The organism is Actinophytocola oryzae (assembly GCF_004364325.1).
Lineage (GTDB): Bacteria > Actinomycetota > Actinomycetes > Mycobacteriales > Pseudonocardiaceae > Actinophytocola > Actinophytocola oryzae.
The window spans coordinates 280,561-300,235 of record NZ_SOCP01000011.1 but is presented as its reverse complement, the minus strand read 5'-3'; the positions used below and the strand labels follow the sequence as shown (position 1 = coordinate 300,235).

Annotated in this window: 19 protein-coding genes; 11 read left to right on the top strand and 8 right to left on the bottom strand. The window is 71.0% G+C overall.

Annotated elements, in window-relative coordinates:
* The first annotated feature begins 24 nt into the window (after positions 1–24).
* Positions 25–888, top strand: a complete 864-nt coding sequence (locus CLV71_RS28705; protein ID WP_133905974.1) for a hypothetical protein — start codon at positions 25–27, stop codon at positions 886–888.
* A gap of 449 nt (positions 889–1,337) precedes the next feature.
* Here the strand turns inward: CLV71_RS28705 and CLV71_RS28700 are convergent, their stop codons facing one another.
* Entirely contained in the window at positions 1,338–1,784 is a 447-nt protein-coding gene (locus CLV71_RS28700; RefSeq protein ID WP_133905973.1) for a hypothetical protein, read from the bottom strand.
* A gap of 303 nt (positions 1,785–2,087) precedes the next feature.
* Here CLV71_RS28700 and CLV71_RS28695 point away from each other — a divergent pair, with 303 nt between their 5' ends.
* Positions 2,088–2,495 (top strand): hypothetical protein, encoded by a 408-nt coding sequence (locus CLV71_RS28695; RefSeq protein ID WP_133905972.1) that lies wholly within the window; start codon positions 2,088–2,090, stop codon positions 2,493–2,495.
* Positions 2,496–3,355: 860 nt separating this feature from the next.
* Here CLV71_RS28695 and CLV71_RS28685 read toward each other — a convergent pair.
* The gene (locus tag CLV71_RS28685) at positions 3,356–4,216 is read right to left on the bottom strand and encodes a ParA family protein (protein ID WP_133905970.1); all 861 of its coding nucleotides are present in this window, start codon (positions 4,214–4,216) and stop codon (positions 3,356–3,358) included.
* Positions 4,217–4,250: 34 nt separating this feature from the next.
* Between CLV71_RS28685 and CLV71_RS28680 the strand changes: the two genes are divergently transcribed.
* From CLV71_RS28680 to CLV71_RS28670, 3 genes are all read left to right on the top strand, one after another.
* Positions 4,251–4,988 (top strand): class I SAM-dependent methyltransferase, encoded by a 738-nt coding sequence (locus tag CLV71_RS28680; RefSeq protein WP_133905969.1) that lies wholly within the window; start codon positions 4,251–4,253, stop codon positions 4,986–4,988.
* Between the two features lie 140 nt (positions 4,989–5,128).
* A complete protein-coding gene (locus tag CLV71_RS28675; protein WP_133905968.1) occupies positions 5,129–6,397 on the top strand; it encodes a DNA polymerase IV in 1,269 nt (422 codons plus the stop codon).
* A gap of 31 nt (positions 6,398–6,428) precedes the next feature.
* On the top strand, positions 6,429–6,812 hold the full coding sequence (locus CLV71_RS28670; RefSeq protein WP_133905967.1) for a hypothetical protein: 384 nt from the start codon (positions 6,429–6,431) through the stop codon (positions 6,810–6,812).
* Here CLV71_RS28670 and CLV71_RS28665 read toward each other — a convergent pair.
* Together CLV71_RS28665 and CLV71_RS28660 are read right to left on the bottom strand one after the other, a co-directional pair.
* Complete coding sequence (locus CLV71_RS28665; protein WP_133905966.1) at positions 6,805–7,557, bottom strand: SIR2 family NAD-dependent protein deacylase; 753 nt, start codon at positions 7,555–7,557, stop codon at positions 6,805–6,807. The two genes, CLV71_RS28670 and CLV71_RS28665, sit on opposite strands and share 8 nt — an antisense overlap.
* Before the next feature lie 21 nt (positions 7,558–7,578).
* Positions 7,579–8,589, bottom strand: a complete 1,011-nt coding sequence (locus tag CLV71_RS28660) for a PHP domain-containing protein (protein ID WP_133905965.1) — start codon at positions 8,587–8,589, stop codon at positions 7,579–7,581.
* 215 nt (positions 8,590–8,804) lie between these two features.
* Here CLV71_RS28660 and CLV71_RS28655 point away from each other — a divergent pair, with 215 nt between their 5' ends.
* Together CLV71_RS28655 and CLV71_RS28650 are read left to right on the top strand one after the other, a co-directional pair.
* Positions 8,805–9,206 carry a DUF3040 domain-containing protein gene (locus tag CLV71_RS28655; RefSeq protein WP_133905964.1) on the top strand — a complete coding sequence of 134 codons (402 nt, stop codon included), beginning with the start codon at positions 8,805–8,807 and terminating at the stop codon, positions 9,204–9,206.
* A 180-nt stretch (positions 9,207–9,386) separates the two neighbouring features.
* Positions 9,387–10,958 (top strand): aldehyde dehydrogenase family protein, encoded by a 1,572-nt coding sequence (locus CLV71_RS28650; RefSeq protein WP_243866754.1) that lies wholly within the window; start codon positions 9,387–9,389, stop codon positions 10,956–10,958.
* Here CLV71_RS28650 and CLV71_RS28645 read toward each other — a convergent pair.
* Positions 10,955–11,509 (bottom strand): helix-turn-helix domain-containing protein, encoded by a 555-nt coding sequence (locus CLV71_RS28645; protein ID WP_133905962.1) that lies wholly within the window; start codon positions 11,507–11,509, stop codon positions 10,955–10,957. The two genes, CLV71_RS28650 and CLV71_RS28645, sit on opposite strands and share 4 nt — an antisense overlap.
* A 40-nt stretch (positions 11,510–11,549) precedes the next feature.
* On the opposite strand from CLV71_RS28645, the gene CLV71_RS28640 reads away from it, so the two are divergent.
* Positions 11,550–12,071 (top strand): GNAT family N-acetyltransferase, encoded by a 522-nt coding sequence (locus CLV71_RS28640; RefSeq protein WP_133905961.1) that lies wholly within the window; start codon positions 11,550–11,552, stop codon positions 12,069–12,071.
* 91 nt (positions 12,072–12,162) lie between these two features.
* Here the strand turns inward: CLV71_RS28640 and CLV71_RS28635 are convergent, their stop codons facing one another.
* Genes CLV71_RS28635 through CLV71_RS28625 form a run of 3 tightly spaced genes read right to left on the bottom strand, consistent with a single transcriptional unit; the run spans position 12,163 to position 16,886 of the window.
* On the bottom strand, positions 12,163–14,628 hold the full coding sequence (locus CLV71_RS28635) for a transglutaminase TgpA family protein (RefSeq protein WP_243866753.1): 2,466 nt from the start codon (positions 14,626–14,628) through the stop codon (positions 12,163–12,165).
* Between the two features lie 17 nt (positions 14,629–14,645).
* On the bottom strand, positions 14,646–15,905 hold the full coding sequence (locus CLV71_RS28630; RefSeq protein WP_133906068.1) for a DUF58 domain-containing protein: 1,260 nt from the start codon (positions 15,903–15,905) through the stop codon (positions 14,646–14,648).
* Positions 15,906–15,923: 18 nt separating this feature from the next.
* Positions 15,924–16,886: an AAA family ATPase gene (locus CLV71_RS28625; RefSeq protein ID WP_243866773.1), complete on the bottom strand. Its 963-nt coding sequence runs from the start codon at positions 16,884–16,886 to the stop codon at positions 15,924–15,926.
* A gap of 627 nt (positions 16,887–17,513) precedes the next feature.
* Here CLV71_RS28625 and mraZ point away from each other — a divergent pair.
* The 3 genes from mraZ (at position 17,514) to ftsL (ending at position 19,670) form a co-directional block, all read left to right on the top strand.
* Complete coding sequence (mraZ, locus tag CLV71_RS28620) at positions 17,514–17,945, top strand: division/cell wall cluster transcriptional repressor MraZ (protein ID WP_133905960.1); 432 nt, start codon at positions 17,514–17,516, stop codon at positions 17,943–17,945.
* A gap of 157 nt (positions 17,946–18,102) precedes the next feature.
* Positions 18,103–19,053, top strand: coding sequence for a 16S rRNA (cytosine(1402)-N(4))-methyltransferase RsmH (gene rsmH / locus CLV71_RS28615; RefSeq protein WP_133905959.1), 951 nt, complete (start codon positions 18,103–18,105; stop codon positions 19,051–19,053).
* Positions 19,050–19,670: a cell division protein FtsL gene (gene ftsL / locus CLV71_RS28610; protein WP_133905958.1), complete on the top strand. Its 621-nt coding sequence runs from the start codon at positions 19,050–19,052 to the stop codon at positions 19,668–19,670. The genes rsmH and ftsL overlap by 4 nt, the downstream gene beginning before the upstream one ends.
* Positions 19,671–19,675: the final 5 nt, after the last annotated feature.

Here is a 19,675-nt window from a genome sequence, read left to right as displayed (position 1 = left end):
CCACCGGCGGGGCAGGATGGGGGTGTGCCTGCCGACCTGGACGCCGCCGCCGACGAGCTGTACGCCGGCACCCGCGAGGACTTCACGCCGAGACGCAAGGAGCTGTCCAAGGAGGCGAAGACGGCGGGCGACACCACGCTGGCTGCGGCGATCGACAAGCTGGCCAAGCCGACCACGTCGGCGTGGATCGCGAACCAGCTGGCGAGGGACGGGTCGTCGGACGTGGACCAGGTGGCGACGCTGGGGGAGTCGCTGAGGAAGGCCCACACGGACCTGGACGGCGCGGAGCTGCGGACCCTGTCCCAGCAGCGGACGAAGCTCGTGAACACGCTGATCCGCCAGGCGGGGAAGGTGGCGCAGCTGACGGAGTCGGTGACCAGGGAGCTGGAGGACATCTTCACGACGGCGATAGCGGACCCGGAGGTCGCGCGGGTGCTGCTGGCGGGCCGGTTGACGTCGGCGAAGGACCTGGCGGCGGCAGCGGCGGCATGGCCGTCGTCAGACGCCTCGGCAGGCGTGGCGGACACACTGGCGGCGAGCGTGGCGGCCAGACCCAAGAAGCCGAAACAGGACACCGCGGAGCTGGACCGCAAGCGCGAGGCGGCGCGCAGGGAGCTGGACGAGGCGAAGGCGGCGGTGAAGGAGGCGGAGGCGGACCGCAAGGAGGAGGAACGGATCCTCGAGCAGGCCCAACACGCCGTGGACGAGGCGACGGAGCGCGTGCGGCGGGTGTACGAGGAGCTGGACGCAGCGGAGGCCGAGGAGAAGGAAGCTCGCCGGCGTGTGGGCTCGGCGAGCCGGTCGGTCAAGGACGCCGAACGGCGGGCGGGCCAGGCGTGGCGCACGGTTCAGCAGACAGAACAGAAGCTGGCGGACCTGAAGGACTGAAGGTGTTTCTTCGGGTCGGCGGGGTGGGCCCAGGGTCCGGGCGGCGTCGGGACATGGCGCTTCCCGAGGCCGGGCCAGGGCATAAAGCAGCCCCCGGGCTTCTCCTGCCGTAACAGGCTCAGGGGCGGACTAGGTCCCTGAGGGCACCGGGGGCTGGGTGACTGCCTGGTATTCGCCGACCACACCGCGCGTCTACGGCATCGGCAGAGCCGATGTCAGCCGTGTTGCGCAGCCGGCACCAATGTCCGAATGGGTGGTCCTAGCGGACAGCCACCTCACGCGTCCTATGGGAATACACCGTTGGACCACCTCCTCTCTCGTGTACAGCCGACATTACGTCGGAGTGGCGGGACTGGCAAAGGCATTTAGAGGCATTCACCCGGAGCGAAACTGGATCTTCTTGTGATCCTTTAGGTGACTCACCCGTACGGGTGAGGTAGATTGCGCCTCTAACTACCAGTGGTCGGCTGGACACACCCGAAGGACACCAACATGGGGTCCACCCTGCATCCCGGGCACGGCAGGCTGGCCGTGGGAGCCGTCGTGGGCGCGATCGTCTGCACACTGTTCGCCCTGGGCACGCTCACTGACGACGCGCCAGAGCGCGACCCGTCCGAACTGGGGGCGGTAGAGCCGATCCCGCCGGCCTCACAGTCAAGCGGCGCCGCCACGACGACAGCCAGCACCACACCCGAGCAGTCCGGCGAAAACCCCGCCACGACAACAACGACGACAACCACCACCTCGACCAGGTCCACAACAACCACGACCAACGACAAGCCGACCACGACGACCACCACGACGACCACAACCACCCGCAGACCAACCACGACGACGACCACACGGCGCACCCCCACCACGACGACCACGACGACGTGCTCGGCGCTGATCTGCATCGGCGGTTGAGTGGGGTCTGACGTTGGGATCAGGGCTCGCGCGATCACGCCTGACGGACGAGGCACCAGGGCGGCGGCTTGGTATCCGACGATGAGCTGGAGGGTGCCGGGAGTCGTTGATCCCCCGGCGTTGATCCGCGTCCGCAAGGTGGTGGCCAACGCCACGCGAGCCACTTCGACGCATCCCCCGAACCAGGGGCCCTCCCTCATCTGGAGCCTGACTCACAAGATCAACGAGGAGGAAAGCGGCCTGAGACCCCAGCCGATGCAGTTCACCCGTTGGTGAAAACGAGCACCCTTCGGGTGACAAACACTTCCGAGGGTGACGGCCTCGACCTTGTGATCGAGGTGCGGCGAGTGGCGACGGCCCGACTGTTTCGTGACGACGCCTCCGTCGATGCCGGCTCGACGGTCAGTGAGGACGCGGCGATTGGTGCCGGCTCGACAGTCAGTGACGACGCGGCAATTGGTGGTGGCTCGACCGTTGGTGGTGGCCGGCGGTTCGTGGTGGGGCAGCAGTTGGTTGCGGCGCGGCGGTTGGCGTGGTCGGCTGTTCGCGACGAGACGACGGCTGGTGACGACGCGGCAGTCGACGGTGGCGGACTGATGGTGATGGCTCAGCAGTTTGGTGGTGGGGCGTCATCCCCACGGACGCCGCCCACGCAGCGCTCGGTGACGAGGCGGTGGTTGGTGGTGGCGCGGCTGTCGTGACGGGCTCGGCGGTTGGTGATGCTCGGCTGTAGGCGGTGGCCGGCGGCTGGTTGCGGCGCGGCGGTTGGTGTGGCCGGCTGTTCGTGACCAGACGGCGGTTGGTGACGACGAGACGGCAGTTGGTGACGACGGGGCCGTTGGTGGTGGCTGGGCGGTTGGTGGGGCGGCTGTTGGTGGTGGGGCCGCGGTTAGCGGTGGCTCGGCGAGTGGTGGTGGGGCGGCTGTACGTGGCGGCTCGGCGGTTGGCGACGACGCGGCCGTCGGTGATGGCCTGCGTTGGTGGTGGCTCGGCCACTGGGGTGGCTCGGCTGTTCGTGAGGACGCAGCCGTTGGTCTTGGCCAGCCGTGGGTGGTGGCTGGGCGGTTGGTGGTGGGGCGACCGTGAGTGTGGCTCGGTTGTCGGTGAGGTCCAGCCGTGGGTGGTTCGGCGGTTGGCGACGGCTTGGCGGTGGTGGCGGGTGGGACCACGCGGTCGTCGGTGGTGGCCTGCGTTGGCGGTGGCTCGGTCTTTTGGAGGTGGCTCGGCTGTTCGTGACGACGCGGTCGTTGGCCTTGGCCAGCCGTGGGTGGCGGTTCAGCGGTGTTCGTAGTGGCGCGGCTGTCGTGGCCGGCTCGGCGGTAGATGGCGGCGCGGCTGTCGTGGCGGGCTTGGCGGTTGGTGGCGGGCTCGGCGGTTGGCCGGTGGGCGGCAGTCGGGGATGGCGGCCGTCGGGGATGGGCGGCCGTTGGTGGTGGTCCTGCCGGGGATGGTGGTCCAGCCGTGGATGGCTCGGTCGTGAGTGGTGGCCGGCGGTCGGGGCTGGGCGTGGGTGGTGCGGCCGTGGTGGCTCGGCCGTGGTGAGGGCTTGGGGTTGTGTTGGTCAGCCGTCTGTGACTACGCGCTCGTCGTCGTCCTCGTCCTCGGTTGTGCGGATTACTGGGCGTGGCCTTGGCTTGCCGGTGGTGCGCAGCACCCTTGCCAGCAGCAGGTTCAGGGCCAGTGCCACCTCGCGGGAGCCTGGGGTGCCCCACGCGTGGATCGGTAGGCACGCGCCCTGTGCCTGTTGGACGGCGAGCCTGTCCGGTAGTGCGACCGGCATGACCAGGTTGCCGAAGTGCTCGCGCAGTTCGGCGATCCGGTACTGGTGTTCGTAGGACTGCGGCCGCACTCGGTTCACCACCACACCGAGCGGCGACAGCCCTGAGTTGTGCTCCTCCGCGGCCTGCTCCACCGCCTCGAACGCGCGTTGTGCGCCGGACACCGCGAACAGCGTCGGCTCCGTCACCAGCAACGCGCCGTTTGCCGCCATCAGGGCCGACTTGGTCAGCCTGCCCAGTGATGGCGGACAGTCGAGCAGGACCAACCGGTAGGGCTGCTCCTCGTCCTCCACCAGGTGCTTCAGCTCCGTCAGCGCCACCGAGAGCTTCTGTAACCGCCGGGGATCCGGGTCCTGGTCGTTCAGCAGCTCCAACGACTCGGACCCGACCAGTACGTCGACCTCCTCGCCCCAGCCACTACGGCCGATCGCCTCCCGGATCACGGCGGGGCGCGGCGTCTCCAGCACGTCCGCGAGCGTCGCCTTGGTGTCTTCCGGGTCGAGCGTGGCCGTCGCGTTGCACTGTGGGTCGAGGTCGACCACCAGGGTGCGCGCGCCACGACGCTGCGCGGCCGACGCCAGGCCGAGCACGATGGTCGTCTTTCCGACACCACCCTTGAGGCTGAGCACCGCCACCGTTTGCACGCTATGCACCCTACGGGGCTTACCCTTTCGCATCATGCGACCGGATGCAGTTCGCCTCGCGCTCGACGCGGAGCTCGCCGCCGCGCGACGCCGTCGCGGCGGCGAACCACCACGCGTGCTCGACGTCGGCGGTGGTAGTGGCGTTCTGGCGGTCCCGTTCGCGGCCGGAGGCTGTGTCGTGACCGTCGTCGAGCCCAACCCCAACGCGCTCGCGACCCTGTCGCGACGGGCGACCGACGCGGGTGTCGGCGACCGCATCACGGTGTTCCAGGCGGACAGCGACGCCCTCGGACAGGTGGTCCCGGCGGGCTCCGCGGACCTCGTGCTGGCGCACGGGCTCCTGGAGGTCGTCGACGACCCGAAGAACACCGTCGCCGCGATGGCCGAGGCGGTCGCTCCCGGTGGCGTGGTGTCGGTGCTGGCGGCCAACCGCACGGCGGCGCTGCTCCACCGCGCGGTGACGGGCAAGCTCGACGAGGCGACGAGGCTTGCCGAGGACCCGACGGGACGACTGCCGGGGGAGACGCTGCTCCGCCGCTTTGACACCGAGGGCCTGCTCGCACTGCTGACCGACGCGGGGTTGACGGTCGAGATCCTGGTCGGGCACGGCGTGCTGAGCGAACTGGTGCCGGGATCGGTGCTGCGGCAGGACTCCTCGGCCCGGGACGCGCTGGCCGCGCTCGAGCTGAAGCTGGCGTCGACCCCGCCGCTGCGGGACATAGCGGCCCGTCTGCACGCGATGGCTCGACGGGCCGGGGGCGGAAGCAGATGACTGGCTGTGTTCGTGTCATGACTCAACGATGACACCGGGTGGCGGAGTTGTCAGCGGGGAGCCCGCGCGAATGGGACTCTCGCACGGGTTTGTGAACGGCGCGGCGCGGAACTGTCGGTCGTCTCTGCTTAGCTGCACACATGGGTCGCAGCGGGGATCTGCCGCGCGGTTTGGTGGACCGCTACAAGGCGAAGGACGGTACGTGGCCGGATGACACCGGCTGCTCGGTGCTGCACGTCGACATGGACGCCTTCTACGCGTCCGTGGAGATCCGTGAGCGCCCCGAGCTCGCGCACCGGCCGGTCGTCGTCGGCGGCACCGGTGGCCGAGGCGTGGTCAGCTCGGCCAACTACCTGGCGCGCACGTTCGGCGTCCGCTCCGCCATGCCCACCGCGCACGCCCGCCGCCTCTGCCCACAGGCGGTCTTCCTGCCGCCGACGTTCTCCCTCTACACCGAGGCGTCCGCGGGCGTGATGGCGATCTTCCGCGAGATCACCCCGCTCGTGGAGCCGCTGAGCCTCGACGAGGCCTTCCTGGACGTCGCCGGCGCACTGCGGCGGTTACGCATGACCCCCGGCCAGATCGGTGAGCAGATCCGGGCACGGGTCCTCGCCGAGTGGGGCATCACGTGCTCGGTCGGTGTCTCGGCGACCAAGTTCGTGGCCAAGCTCGCCTCCGGCCTCGCGAAGCCGGACGGCATGCTGGTCGTCCCCGGCACCGACATCCTCGACTTCCTGCACCCGCTGCCGGTGTCCGCGCTGTGGGGCGTCGGCAAGAAGACGGCCGAGCGCCTGACCGGCATCGGCCTGAACCGGGTGTCGGACGTGGCCGCCATGCCGCTGCCGAGGCTCAGGAAGGCCATCGGTGTGGCCGCCGCCGAGCACCTCCACGCCCTCGCCCTCGGCCACGACAACCGCGCGGTGGTCCCGGAGTCGGTCGACAAGTCGGTCGGCGCGGAGGAGACCTTCGAGGTCGACCGCACCGACCGGGAGGCGGTCAGGCAGGAGCTGCTGCGCCTGGCCGAGCGCACGGCGACCACCCTGCGCCGCAGGGGCCTGTGCGGCCGGACGGTGTCGATCAAGGTCCGCTTCGGCGACTTCACGACCATCACGAGGTCCCGCACCCTGCCGGTGGCCACGGACGTCACCCAGGAGATCTACCGCACCGCCTGCCGGTTGCTCGACGAGCAGACGCCGCCGGGTGCCATCCGCCTCATCGGCGTCCGGGTCGAACAGCTCGAGGAGGGCGCCGCGGGCGGCCAGCAGCTCCTCCTCGACGCCCCGGAACGCGGCTGGCGCGACGCCGACCAGGCCGCCGACCTGGCCCGCGCCAGGTTCGGCGGCACCGCCATCCGCCCGGCGTCCCTGCTGGGCGACACGAGAGGGGAGTCCCCGAACCGCCGCCGGTGACCAGGGGCGCGATTCCTCGTAAGGTGTGGTCATGGCAGGCAACCTGGTGTTGCTCGCGATCGCGGTGATCGCGCCCAGCCTGCTGTTCTGGGCGATCGTGCGCGTCCCGAGGACCGTCGACGCGGTAGGCGCGCACCTTCGGGCGCGACGCGGCCCCGTGCCCACCGCACCGCCCATCGAACGGCTCGCCGCCGACCTCCGACGCGTGCACCGGACCCTCGCCGAGTTCCCACCCGGCACGCCTGCCCTGCGGCGACGGGCCACCCGCCAGGCCTACGACGCGCTCCTGGCGCAGGCCTGTGCCGCGGTCGACGTGCCGCACCGGTTGGACGGCATGGCCGAGGGGGTCGACCGCGAGGTCGAGCGGCTGCGTGTGGCGCAGGCCCTGCGCGACGCGGGCGTACGGGTCAGCTGACCAACGCGGGCAGCACCTCGCCGAGGGGACCCCGCAGCACGACCGCCGCCATGTCGTCGTACGGCGTCTCCGACGCGTTGCAGATGACCACCGCCGCGCCGGCCCGTGCCGCGAGCCCGACGAGCCCCGCAGCCGGCTGGACCGACAGCGAGCTGCCCACCGCGAGCATCAGGTCGCACGACAGGACGGCGTCGCGCGCCGCCGTCAGCACGTCCGTGTCCAGGGGCTGGCCGAACGAGATGGTCGCGGACTTGAGAATCCCCCCGCAGACCAGGCACTCCGGGTCGGCAGCGCCTGCCGCCACCCGGTCGAGCGCCTCCCGCATGGGCCTGCGGTCGTCACACGCCAGGCACACCGTGTCGTGCATGGTGCCGTGGATCTCCAGCACCGACGCCGAGCCCGCGCGCTGGTGCAGGCCGTCGATGTTCTGCGTGACCAGCGCGACGAGCCTGCCCGCCTCCTCCAGCGACACCAGCGCCCGGTGCGCGGCGTTCGGCTCGGCCGTCCACGTCGGGTGCGTGAGCCGCGACTGCCACGACCGCCGCCGTACCTCCGGGTCGTCGCGGTAGTCCTGGAAGCTCGACATCTTCTCGGCGCTCGGGTCGCGGGTCCACAGCCCGTTGGGGCCGCGAAAGTCCGGTATGCCCGACTCCGTGGAGATGCCGGCGCCGGACAGCACTGTGATTCGCGTCGCTTCCGCCAGCACGGCCACGCCGTCCGCCAGCTCGTCCGGTTCCCTCACCAGCCGCCACCTCCGCCGCCGAACCTACCCCCGGGCCGTCCACGCCAGCAGATCCTCCGCGGACCACGTGTTGATCACCCGTCCGGGTGGCACGCCGGACTCCTCCGCCCGCTCGCAGCCGTACGGCAGCCAGTCCAGCTGGCCCGGCGCGTGCGCGTCGGTGTCGATGGAGAACACGCAGCCGATCTCCACCGCCTGGGTCAGGAGCCTGCGGGGCGGGTCGAGCCGGTCCGGCCGGCAGTTGATCTCCACGGCCTTCCCGTGGTCGCGGCAGGCGGTGAACACGGCCGCCGCGTCGAACTCCGACTCCGGGCGCCCCCGGCCGACGACCTTGCGGCCGGTGCAGTGGCCGAGGACGTCCAGGTTCGGGTTCTCGACCGCGGCCAGCATGCGTGCGGTCATCTCGGCGGCGGGCATCCGCAGCTTCGAGTGCACGCTGCCGACCACCACGTCCAGCCGTTCCAGCAGGTCAGGCTCCTGGTCGAGGGCGCCGTCGTCGAGGATGTCGACCTCGATGCCGGTCAGCAGCCGGAACGGCGCCAGGTCGCGGTTCACCTCGGCCACCACGTCCAGCTGGCTGCGCAGGCGCTCCGCGGACAGCCCGTTCGCGACCGTCAGGCGGGGGGAGTGGTCCGTCAGGACCATCCAGTCGTGCCCGAGGAGGACGGCGGTCTCGGCCATCTCGCGGATGGGGCTGCCGCCGTCGGACCAGTCGGAATGGGTGTGACAGTCGCCCCGAAGGGCCGCCCGCATGGCCTCGCCACCCGGCACGACCGGTTGCAGCCCGTTCGCGAGGAGGCGCTGGAGGTAGGCGGGGGACTCGCCCCTGGCGGCCTCGAAGATCACCGAGGCGGTCGTCTTGCCGATGCCGGGCAGCGTGGAGAGCGTCCCAGCCCGCAGCCGATCGTCGAGCTCGCCCTCCGCGAGCCCGTCGACGACGGCCGCCGCACGGCGGAACGCCTTTACCTTGTGTGTGGGCTCGCCTACACGTTCGAGTAGGAACGCGATCTGCCGAAGCGCTGTCGAGGGGTCCATCAACCCACCTGACGAGGGCGGAGCGGCCCCGTGACACACTTCGTAACGGCCGGGTTTTGCTGACGCATACGACCATGATTCCGGATCGGGTAGTCGCGGAGGCCCGGGACTCGTATCCTGGGGAGTGACGCCCCCACAGTGGGGCGCCCGCCGGGTCCGGCGGCCAAGACCCGTATCGCCCGGCGCTCGCGACCGCTGTGCCGGAGGAGGAACTGATGCCACTCTCCGAGCACGAGCAGCGACTGCTCGACCAGATTGAGCGTGCGCTTTACGCCGAGGATCCCAAGTTCGCATCCAGCGTGCGGGGTGCGCGGCTGCGCCGCCCCTCACGGCGTCGACGCCTGCAGGGCATCGCGCTGTTCGTGCTGGGTGTCGCTCTTCTGGTCCTGGGAGTCATCCTGCCGCTGAAGCCTGGCGGTGTCCCCGTAGTCAGCTTGCTCGGCTTCCTGGTCATGTTCTTAGGTGCGCTGCTCACGCTCTCCGCCATGCGACGAGGCGGGGACGGTGAGGAGAGCACCGCGGACGGTGAGGGCGGCGGCACGCCGAAGGCGCGCCGAAGCTCGTTCTCACAAAGGATGGAGGACCGCTTCCGTAAGCGGTTCGAGGACGAACCCTAGTTAGTCAGTCGACCTGGTCGGGCGTCCGTACGCGGACGCCCGATTCGACTGCGCCTAACGGGTGACATTCTTACTCGTGGGTAACTTTCGGGCGTGACTTCCGACGCAGACTCGATGACTTCTCCAACCTCCCGGGTGACGATCGCTGTGGGATCTCGTCACTGCGATGGAGGTTGGGTCGTGGCTTTGCGCATCCCCGAGCACGCACAGTGGGCACGTTTGGCGGAGCGGGTCGCCCAGGTGGCGCCCGACGGTTTCGCTGGTGATCGCCTGCGCAACCTGTACGAGGGACGGTGGCAGGACGGCGGCGAGCGGGCGCCGATGGTCTCGCCTGTCGACCAGTCCACGATCGGCCAACTGTCCAAGATCGACGAACCGACCGCGCTGAAGGCCGTCTCGGCGGCCCACCAGCAGCACCGCGACTGGGGCGAGGTCCCGCTCGCGGAGCGCAAGGACAGGGTGAGCGCCGCGGTCGACGCCATGACCGGGGCGCGGGACGACCTCGCCCTGCTGCTCGCCTGGGAAATCGGCAAGCCGTGGAAGCTGGCCTGCGCGGACGTGGACCGGGCGCTCGACGGCGTCCGCTGGTACCTCGACAACATCGAGGAGATGCTCGGGACGGACGCCCAGGGCAGGCCGTTCGAGCGGACGCCGTTGCCGGGACCGGTCAGCAACATCGCGAGCTGGAACTATCCGATGTCGGTGCTCGTCCACGCCGAGCTGGTCCAGCTGCTGGCAGGCAACGCGGTGATCGCCAAGACACCGACCCAGGGTGGCGCGGTCTGCCTCACGGTCGCCCACGCCCTCATGAACGACGCGGGCCTGCCCGTCACCCTGCTCTCCGGTGACGGGTCGAAGCTCTCCAACGCGCTGGTGCGGTCGGTGGAGATCGGCGCGCTCGCGTTCGTCGGCGGCCGCGACAACGGCGGCAAGATCGCCGCGCAGCTCGTCGACACGGGCAAGCGGCACATGCTCGAGCAGGAGGGTCTGAACTGCTGGGGAATCTGGGACTTCTCCGACTGGGACGGCCTCGCCAAGCACCTGAGGAAGGGCTTCGAGTACGCGAAGCAGCGCTGCACCGCCTACCCGAGGTTCGTGGTCCAGCGTGATCTGGTCGACTCGTTCCTCGCGACGTACCTGCCGGTCGTGCAGTCGATCCGGTTCGGGCACCCGCTCGCGGTGGACACGAACGCCGACACGCAGGAGCTGCCCGTACTCGACTTCGGGTCGATGATCTCCTCGGCCAAGGCACGCGATCTCGGCAAACGGGTCGACGAGGCCCTGCGCCACGGGGCGGTGCCGCTCTACCGGGGGTCACTCGACCAGGGCAGGTTCCTGCCGGGTCAGGACACGTCCGCGTACGTCGCGCCGACCGCGCTGCTCGCGCCGCCCGGGGCGTCGCGGCTCATGCACGAGGAGCCGTTCGGGCCGGTCGACACGATCGTCGTGGTGGACACCAAGGCCGAGCTGCTCGCGCAGATGAACGCGTCCAACGGCGCGCTCGTCGCGAGCATCGCCTGCGACGACGAGGAGCTGGCCACCGACCTGGCCCAGCACGTGCAGGCGTTCAAGGTCGGCGTCAACAAGCCCCGCTCGCGTGGCGACCGCGAGGAGCCCTTCGGCGGGCGCGGCGGTTCGTGGAAGGGCGCGTTCGTCGGCGGGGTCCACCTGGTCCACGCGGTCACGCAGGGCCCGACCGACGAGCTGCTGTACGGCAACTTCCCCGACTACAACCGCTACCCGGCCGTCTAGCGCCTGGCCAGCGCCACCAGGTACCGGCAGGGTTCGCCGGTGCGGTTGACGAACGCGCACGCCTGGGGCGGGCCGAGCTGGAGACAGTCGCCCGCCCCGAGGTCGTGCTCGACCGGACCCTCGCGGAAGGTCAGCCTGCCCGCGAGGACCCAGATCTGGTGGTGCGTCAGCACGTACGCCGCGGCCGGGAAGGCGACCTCGGCGCCCGAGGGCAGCTCGACCTCGACCAGCTCGAGCGGGCCGCCCGCGATCGGGGACACCGCGCGCCGGACGTAGCCGGTGTCCGGGTCGGTCCAGGTCGGCTGGTCGGGGTGGCGGACGAGCCGGCGCTGGTCCTGCTCGGCCTGCGCGACCAGCTCCGACAGGGTCATGCCCAGTGCCGCCGCCAGCCGCGCGAGCAGTGCCGCGGTCGGCTGGGTCTCGCCCCGCTCGATCTTGCTGATCATGGCGCGGGACACCCCGGAGCGGTCGGCCAGCACGCCGCCGGACAGGCCACGTGCCTGGCGCGCGGCATGCAGTGTCTCGGCGATCGCGGTGCTCAGGTCAGTCACGTCTTCACAATAGTGGACGTTTCTGTTTACTATCGTTGACATGTTGGTTCGGGACGCCTCAGCGGCCGGGGACGCGGCGGCATGCGCGGCGATCTACGCGCCGTACGTGCGGGACACGGCGATCACCTTCGAGTGGGACCCACCCACCGTGGCGGAGATGTCGGAGAGGATCGCGGCGTCGCGGCGCTCCCACGCCTGGCTGGTCGGCGAGGAGGACGGCCGGGTCGTCGGCTACGCGTACGGCGGCCCGTTCAAGACCCGCGCGGCCTACCGGTGGTCCTGCGAGGTGAGCGTGTACGTCGAGCTGGGCCGCCGCCGCACTGGCGCGGGCCGCGCGTTGTACGAGGAGCTGTTCACCCGCCTCGCCGACCGCGGCTACCAGACGGCGGTGGCGGGCATGACCCTGCCGAACGACGCGAGTATCGGCCTGCACAAGGCGCTCGGCTTCGAACCGGCGGGCACCTACCGCCGCATCGGGTGGAAGCACGACGCCTGGCACGACGTCACCTGGGCCCAACGTCCCCTCGGCGAGCAGGTGACCCCACCGACCGGGCCGGCCTAGTGCCGTGTCCAGGAGGGGTGGGTCGTTTATCCGTGGATCCGCCTGGGCCGCGGAGAAACGTGCCCTCCTCGCCTGGACGCGGCACTGGTCCTCACCGGCGCAGGACCGACTTCGGGAGGATCTTCCCGCGCAGGCCGAGCGGCGCGTTGCGCCGGATGCCGTCCATCAGGTCGTCGTAGGCGGGGGCCAGGGTCGGGTCGGGGGTCTCGCTGTCGCCGTACCAGGACCTTTCGACCTCGCTGACGACCGTGCGCAGGGCCCGCTTGCCACCGTCGTCGAGGGAGTGCTCGCGGGCGATCCGGCGCGCTGCCGTGCGGACCGTCTCCGTCGAGCCGACCTCGATGCCGCGGTCACGGGACTCGGCAAGCAGTTCCGACCACGCGGAGGACGCCGCCGCAGGCCCGCCCCGGTGCACGTCGTTGCGGTGGGACAACCGTCTGCGTTCCCGGATGACGCCCGGCGTCGCCGAGAAGATCAGCAGCACCACCAGCAGCGCGAGCCACCAGGACACCACGCCGGCGACGGCCACCGCGACGAGTCCCCACGCCGCCACCGCGAACGGCAGCAGGCGTGCCCGCCGCCTCGGCCTGCTCCCACTGGCGGCCGTCCCCGCGGTCAGCAGGATCGCGACGAGCACGATCGCGCCCGCCGTGATCCACAGCCACGACTTCGACGACTCCTCCTGCGTGGCGCCGTTCGCACCGGCCTGCTGCGTCGGGTCGTCGCTGCGTGCGGTCGAGGTCGGGGCGTTCGGTGTCGATGGCGCGGTCGAGGTCGCGCTCGGGTCGTTCGGGTCGTCCTCCGGACCGGACGGGCCGGAGCCGGTGGCGTAGGGCGGGTCGTAGGAGGTGCCGTCGGACAGCGGCGTCGGGTCGAACGTCACCCAGCCCGACGACGGGAAGAACACCTCGACCCACGCGTGCGCGTTCTGCGTGGTGATCGTCCGGTACTCGCCGTTCTGGTAGCCGGCGGTGTAGCCCATGGCGACGCGGGACGGGATGCCCGCCGCCCGCAGCAGGATGCCCATGGCCGACGCGAACTGCTCGCAGAACCCGGTCTTGCTCTTGAACAGGAAGTCCTCGAGCCCGCTCTCGTCGGTGCCGACGGCGGTCTGCGTGTCGTAGCGGAAGCCGTTCGCCGTGTCGAAGTAGCGCTGGATGGCCAGCACCCGGTCGAGGGTGGTGAACTGGTTCGCGGTCAGCCGTGCCGCGAGCGCGGTGACGTCGTCGCTGATGCCGTCCTTGCGCAGGTAGACGTCCGAGACCAGGCCCGTCTCGCTGAACGAGCCGTCCCCGCGCAGGTCGTCCGAGGTCGGCTCGGACAGGTCCGCGTCCTCGGTGTAGGCCGACAGCGACCGGGACTCGGAGCCGTAGACCATGCCGCTGTCCTCGTCGTAGCGCATGTCGTCCGGCAGACCGCGCAGCCGAACCGGCGTGCCTGCCACGGCCGCCCAGTAGTCGACGGAGTGGACGGGCTCGATCTGGATGTTCGTCAGCTCGCTCGACTGCGGCCGCTGACGGCCCGGCGAGCGCAGCACCTCGTCGGCAGGGACGCCGGCGGGCATCTCCTTGGTCTCCCGCTCCCAGCCGCCGTTCTTGTTGTAGGAGGGCAGCGTGATGGCACGCAGGTAGCGGGCCCGATCGTCGCCCATGCCACGCACGCGGAACAGTTCGACGTTGCCCTCCTGGTCGAGCATGCCGCGCAGTGACGTGAACGGGTTGAGCCCCAGCCCGCCGGAACCGGAGCCGTTGTTGCCGCCGGGGAGCTGGCCGACCGTGCCTATCACGGTCACCGTCGCGCCGGCGAGCAGCGCGATCGCCACCGCGCCGGACACCAGCGCCGCCGGGCCGCCGAAGCCGCCGTTCGTGCCCTGGACCGTCGGCCGGTTGCGCCACAGCTGGTGGCGGTGTGCGCCGTCGACCGCGAGCAGCGCGGCGAACGACGCCGCGCCCAGCACGAACGCCCACCAGGGCAGCATCTCGTCGGCCAGCGAGGCGGGCACCGCGTAGACGCACAGCAGCACCAGGCCGGAGGCGGCAGGCGTGCCCGCGGACACCGCGAGCGTGTCCACCAGGACCGAGACCAGCCCGATCGCGATCACCACCAGGCACAGCACGGCCTGGGTCGCGGGCACGGGCGGCACCCCGGTCCGCACCACCTCGATGCTGTTCTCCAGCACGTTGCCGAGGTCGCCCAGCGAGGCAGGCCCGGGGAGGAAGCCGAGGACCCCGCTGTCGGTGAACAGCGACACGAGCAGGCACAGGATCGCGAACATCTGCGCGAGGCCGACCAGCAGGACAGGCGTGCGCAGGGCCCGCAGCCCCAGCCCGATCGCGGTGACCACGGTGACCGCGACCCCCGCGTAGCCCCACCAGCGCAGCCCGTCGATCACACCCGACAGCGCGAGCGACGCGCAGAGCGTGGTGATGGCCGCGACCACCGGGGTGACGGTCATCGACCACTGCGCGGAGGTCAGCTCGCCGCCGCCACCGGCGGGCGGGGGCGGCGGACCGGACGGCCTGCCTGCCGGTGGTCTGGTCGGGGTTGCTGTCGACACCGTGAGAAGTCCCCTCGCTATCCCGAGCCCGTGATCACGGCGTCCGTGCGGGAGCCGTGGGTGCGGCAGAGCGTCGCCCACGTCGCCGTCATCGGGATGTTCGGCCGGGCCACCGTCACACCCCAGCCAGCGCCCCGCAGCAGTGCGGTCGCGCCGTCGATGTCCGTCCCGTCGCCGCCGTCGCCCCAGGCAGCCGTGTCCAGCAGTACCGCGAGGCTCCGGTTGCCCCTCGGCCGCTGGCTGATCAGCTGTGACAGCGCCTCGGGGGTCGTGGCGCCGAGGACGGCGATGAGCTCCTGCCCACCGCCTGGGTCGTTGCGGCTGTCCATGGCCTGCGCAGGCACGGCCTGCAGTGCGGCCAGCGCGTCGAGCACGGCGTTGTCGTTGTGCATGCCGTCGCCGGAGTCCTTGACGATCGTGGCGCCGGACTCGGTGACGAGCCGGATGCGCTGGCCGTAGCGGTGCAGGTGCAGGCACACGCTGGCGACGAAGGACACCGCCCACTCGAGGCTGGAGTTCGCGCCGACGCCGCGGTGGGCGGGCGCCCGGCGATCGAGCAATACAGTCGTACCGCCACGCCACGGGCGTTCCTCGACGCGCACCATCATCTCGTCGCGCTTGGCCGTCGAGCGCCAGTGCACCTTCCGCAGGTCGTCGCCCTGGCGGTAGGGCCGCACGATCGCGTCGTCCTCGCCCTGGCCCGCGTTGAGCCGCACCGAGCCGTCGTCGCCCGAACCCAGCCCGGACCCGCCGGGCACACCCACCAGCCGCACCACCCTGGGCACCACGATCAGCCGCGAAGTGTGCGCCAGCTCCCGCTCGAACTCGGCGAGGCCGAACGGGTCGGTGATCGTCGCCTTCAGGGGGCCGAGCTGCTGGATGCCACGCAGCATCGGCTGGACGTGGTAGCGCAGCCGCGTGCCGGTGTGCCTCGGCAGGTGCTCGATGACGAACCGGGGCTTGCCGCCGAGGGAGTAGGGCACGCCGTCGGAGACCAGCAGTCCGCCCGTCGGCAGCCTGCCCGTCGACGTGATGTGCAGGGTGACCTCCGAGCGGCCACCGACCGGCGAGCGCACGGGGTTGAGCTCGCGTTGCGCGTGCAGGCCGACCCGCGCGACGGCCGTCAGCAGGCACACGAGGATCGGCAGCGCCACCACGAACACCGACACCCGCAGCAGGTCGCGCTCGTTCAGCACCACCGAGCACAGCGCCGCCGCGAGCCCGGCGGCGAGAAGACATCGCCCGCGCGTGGTGAGACCCGACAGCGCACCCTTCAGCGGCCGCGCCACCGCCGCCTACCTGGTCCCGCGACCGGCGCCACCGTGCTGGGGCACCGGCACACGCTGTACCAGCGCACGGATGAGGTCGGCGGGTGCCCGGCGCCCGGCCTGGGCCTCCGGCGTGAGCACGAGCCGGTGGGCGAGCACCGGCACGGCCACCGCGTGCACGTCGTCGGGGACCACGAAGTCGCGTCCCGACAGTGCCGCGTGCGCACGGGCCGCGCGCACGAGGTGCAGCGTCGACCGTGGCGAGGCGCCGATGCGGATCTCGGGCAACCTGCGGGTCGCGGAGGTCAGTTCGACGGCGTAGCGGCGGATGTCGGGGGAGAGCTTGACCGCGCGCACGGTCTCGATCAGGTGCTTGACCTGCTCGCCGTGCGAGACGGGCTGCAGGTCGTTGAGCGGGTTGTGGCCCGCGTGCTCGTCGACCATGGCCAGCTCGGCGGCCGGGTCCGGGTAGCCGATCGACACGCGCGCGGTGAACCGGTCGCGCTGGGCCTCGGGCAGGGCGTAGGTGCCCTCCATCTCGATCGGGTTCTGGGTCGCGATCACCATGAACGGCATGTCCAGCTGGTAGGTGTTGCCGTCGACGGTGACCTGCTCCTCCTCCATGCACTCGAGGAGGGCCGACTGCGTCTTGGGCGACGCGCGGTTGATCTCGTCGCCGACCACGATGTTCGCGAAGACCGGACCCGGCCGGAACTCGAACTCGTTGCTCTGGCGGTTGAAGATCGACACCCCGGTCACGTCGGAGGGCAGCAGGTCGGGCGTGAACTGGATGCGGCTGACCGTGCAGTCGATCGACCTGGCGAGCGCCTTGGCCAGCGAGGTCTTCCCGACCCCCGGCACGTCCTCGACCAGCAGGTGGCCCTCGGCGAGCAGGGTGACGAGCGCGATGCGCACGACCTCGGGCTTGCCGACCAGCACCCGCTCGACGTTGGCGGCGATCCGCTGGGCGGTCTGGCCCAGCTCGTCCAGCGGCGAGACCTGGCGGTAGCCGTGGTGGTTGTTCTGCGACTGGTCGCCCGCCGGATGGGTGGCACCGGTCGAGAGCTGCTGGGCGTAGGGGTCGCCGCCGTGTACCGGGTAAGGGTTGCCGGACAGCGCCGATGGCGGGGTACTCGACGTCACGCGACCTCCTGTGAACTTCGTTCGGCCCAAAGCCTGCTACGAAGTGTGTCAAACCTGTGAGAAGTCCCCTACCCCGTCGTTACACGGGTAGGGGTATAGGTCCTTCCTATTTCTACGCCTCCGGGGCCCGGAGTGTTCCTGCTCCGGGTGGATTGCCGTCCACTTCGTCCATCCGGGAATCCCCACGACGCCCCACCCCGAACCTCCCGCCCCGCCATATGGACGTGAATGACTCCGTTTGGTTGCCCGATCGAGGACCGGGGGTTGCCCGAACGGCACCCGGTCGGGGGAGTCCCACCACCACGCCCCACCACGCCCCCCACTCGTTCACCAGGGCAAATGCCGGCGAACGGGCGCTCGTTCACAGTCATTCGCCGTTGACTGTGGTGAAAAGTGGGGTACGGTGGCCGCAAGTGGGGCGGAAGGGGGCTCCATGGCTGGTCCGCACGGACCGGTGGGGAGGTGCGGACCCTCATGTTCCTTGGTACGCACACCCCGAAACTGGACGACAAGGGGCGGCTGACGCTGCCTGCCAAGTTCCGGGACGCGCTCGCGGGTGGGTTGATGGTCACCAAGGGACAGGACCACTGCCTCTACGTCTTCCCACGTGCGGAGTTCGAGGAGATGGCACGCAAGGTGGCAGCGGCGCCCCTGACGAACGAGGCGGTACGCGCCTACCAGCGGTATCTGTTCGCCGGCACCGACGAGCAGCGACCGGACGGGCAGGGGCGGATCGCGGTCGCACCGGAGCTACGGCGCTACGCCGGGCTGACCAAGGAGTGCGTGGTCATCGGTGCGATCACCCGTCTGGAGATCTGGGACGCGCAGGCGTGGCAGACCTATCTGGACGAACACGAGGACGACTACTCCCAGGCACGGGAGGAGGTCCTGCCCGGCGTGTTCTGACGGGAGATTCCCGGGCATGGACGCGGGTGCCGCCAGGCCTCCGTTCCGCTCGCTTTCGACCCTGGCACACCTTCCCCGGCGCCAGGTGCGACGAGCGGGCGGGGACCTGGCGACACCCGCTTAGACATCTATCGGTGGGAGAGGGGGTGTCTTCGGCATGTCCACACACGTTCCGGTTCTGCTCGACCGCGTGCTCGAGCTGTTCGCACCGGTCCTCGACACGCCGGACGCCGTCCTCGTCGACACCACCCTCGGCCTCGGCGGCCACGCCGACGCCCTCCTGTCCGCGCACCCCGGCCTGACGCTGGTCGGCCTCGACCGCGACCCCGACGCCCTGGCCCGCTGCCGGGACCGCCTGTCGGTCCACGGCGACCGGGTCCACCTCGTGCACGCCGTGTACGACCAGCTGCCCGACGCGCTCTCGCGGCTGGGCATCGACCGCGTCACGGGCGTGCTCATGGACCTCGGCGTGTCCTCCATGCAGCTCGACGTGGCTTCCCGAGGTTTCGCCTACGCCCACGACGCCCCCCTCGACATGCGGATGGACCAGACCGCGCCGCTGACCGCGGCCGAGGTGCTGAACACCTACCCACCCGGCGACCTGGTCCGGATCCTGCGCGACTACGGCGAGGAGCGGTTCGCGAGGCGGATCGTCGAACGGGTCGTGCGGGAACGGTCGAAGGAGCCGTTCACGTCGAGCGGCCGCCTGGTGGAGCTGCTGTACGAGGCGGTGCCCGCGGCGTCACGGCGTACCGGGGGCCACCCGGCGAAGCGGACCTTCCAGGCGTTGCGCATCGAGGTCAACGGGGAGCTGGACGCCCTTCGGGCCGCGCTGCCCGCCGCCCTGTCCGCGCTGCGGGTGGGTGGCCGGATCGTGGTGGAGGCCTACCAGTCACTGGAGGACCGGCTGGTCAAGCAGGCGTTCGCCGCCCTCGCCAAGTCCCGCACGCCGGAAGGCGTGCCGATGGAGCTGCCAGGCCACGGTCCGCAGCTCAGGTTGCTGACTCGTGGCGCGGAACAGGCCGACGAGCAGGAGAAGGAACACAACCCGCGGGCGGCCTCGGTCCGGTTGCGTGCGGCCGAACGGATTCTGGAGGTGCATGCATGACTGTCCAGACCGAGTCGACGCGTACCCGAAAGCGCCCCGCCACCGACACTGTGACGGCACCGGAGGCTCCCGAGACCCGTCGGTCCGCACCCGCCAGGTCGCGCACGGCGGCCACCCAGCGTGCCTACGCCCGGCGGGCCACCCGCGAGGGCAGGCGCGTCGAGCACCCGGCGGTGGACGACGACCACCTCGACCAGGGTGCGGGCCGTGCCTCGTTCGTGGTGCTGATCATCGTCGTGCTGGCGGTCGGCGTCGCTGCGACGCTGTGGCTGTCCACGCAGGCCATCGAGGACTCCTACCGTCTGGAACAGGCCAAGCAGGAGGCCGACCGCCTGTCGGAACGGGCGGCCGAGCTGCAACGCGAGGTGACGAGGAACGAGTCGGCCGCGTCCCTCGCCGAGCTGGCCAAGGCCATGGGCATGGTCCCGGCAGGCGACCCGGCGCGGCTGATCGTCCAGCCGGACGGCACGGTCGTGGTGGTCGGCGAGCCGACCCCCGTCCAGCCGCCCCCGCCGCCTCCCGCGGACCAGACCCAGCAGGGCGGTCAGGACCAGCAGAACCAACAGGGTCGACAGCAGGACGGTCAGCCTCCGGCGGGGACGCAGGGAGCCGGCTGATGCAC

Coding starts and splice junctions, on each gene's coding strand:
- CLV71_RS28700 (WP_133905973.1), bottom strand. CDS start 1,784: ATGCAGATCAGCGCCGAGCACGTCGTCGTGGTCGTCGTGGTGGGGGTG.
- CLV71_RS28680 (WP_133905969.1), top strand. CDS start 4,251: ATGCGACCGGATGCAGTTCGCCTCGCGCTCGACGCGGAGCTCGCCGCC.
- CLV71_RS28675 (WP_133905968.1), top strand. CDS start 5,129: ATGGGTCGCAGCGGGGATCTGCCGCGCGGTTTGGTGGACCGCTACAAG.
- CLV71_RS28670 (WP_133905967.1), top strand. CDS start 6,429: ATGGCAGGCAACCTGGTGTTGCTCGCGATCGCGGTGATCGCGCCCAGC.
- CLV71_RS28660 (WP_133905965.1), bottom strand. CDS start 8,589: ATGGACCCCTCGACAGCGCTTCGGCAGATCGCGTTCCTACTCGAACGT.
- CLV71_RS28655 (WP_133905964.1), top strand. CDS start 8,805: ATGCCACTCTCCGAGCACGAGCAGCGACTGCTCGACCAGATTGAGCGT.
- CLV71_RS28640 (WP_133905961.1), top strand. CDS start 11,550: ATGTTGGTTCGGGACGCCTCAGCGGCCGGGGACGCGGCGGCATGCGCG.
- mraZ (WP_133905960.1), top strand. CDS start 17,514: ATGTTCCTTGGTACGCACACCCCGAAACTGGACGACAAGGGGCGGCTG.
- rsmH (WP_133905959.1), top strand. CDS start 18,103: ATGTCCACACACGTTCCGGTTCTGCTCGACCGCGTGCTCGAGCTGTTC.
- ftsL (WP_133905958.1), top strand. CDS start 19,050: ATGACTGTCCAGACCGAGTCGACGCGTACCCGAAAGCGCCCCGCCACC.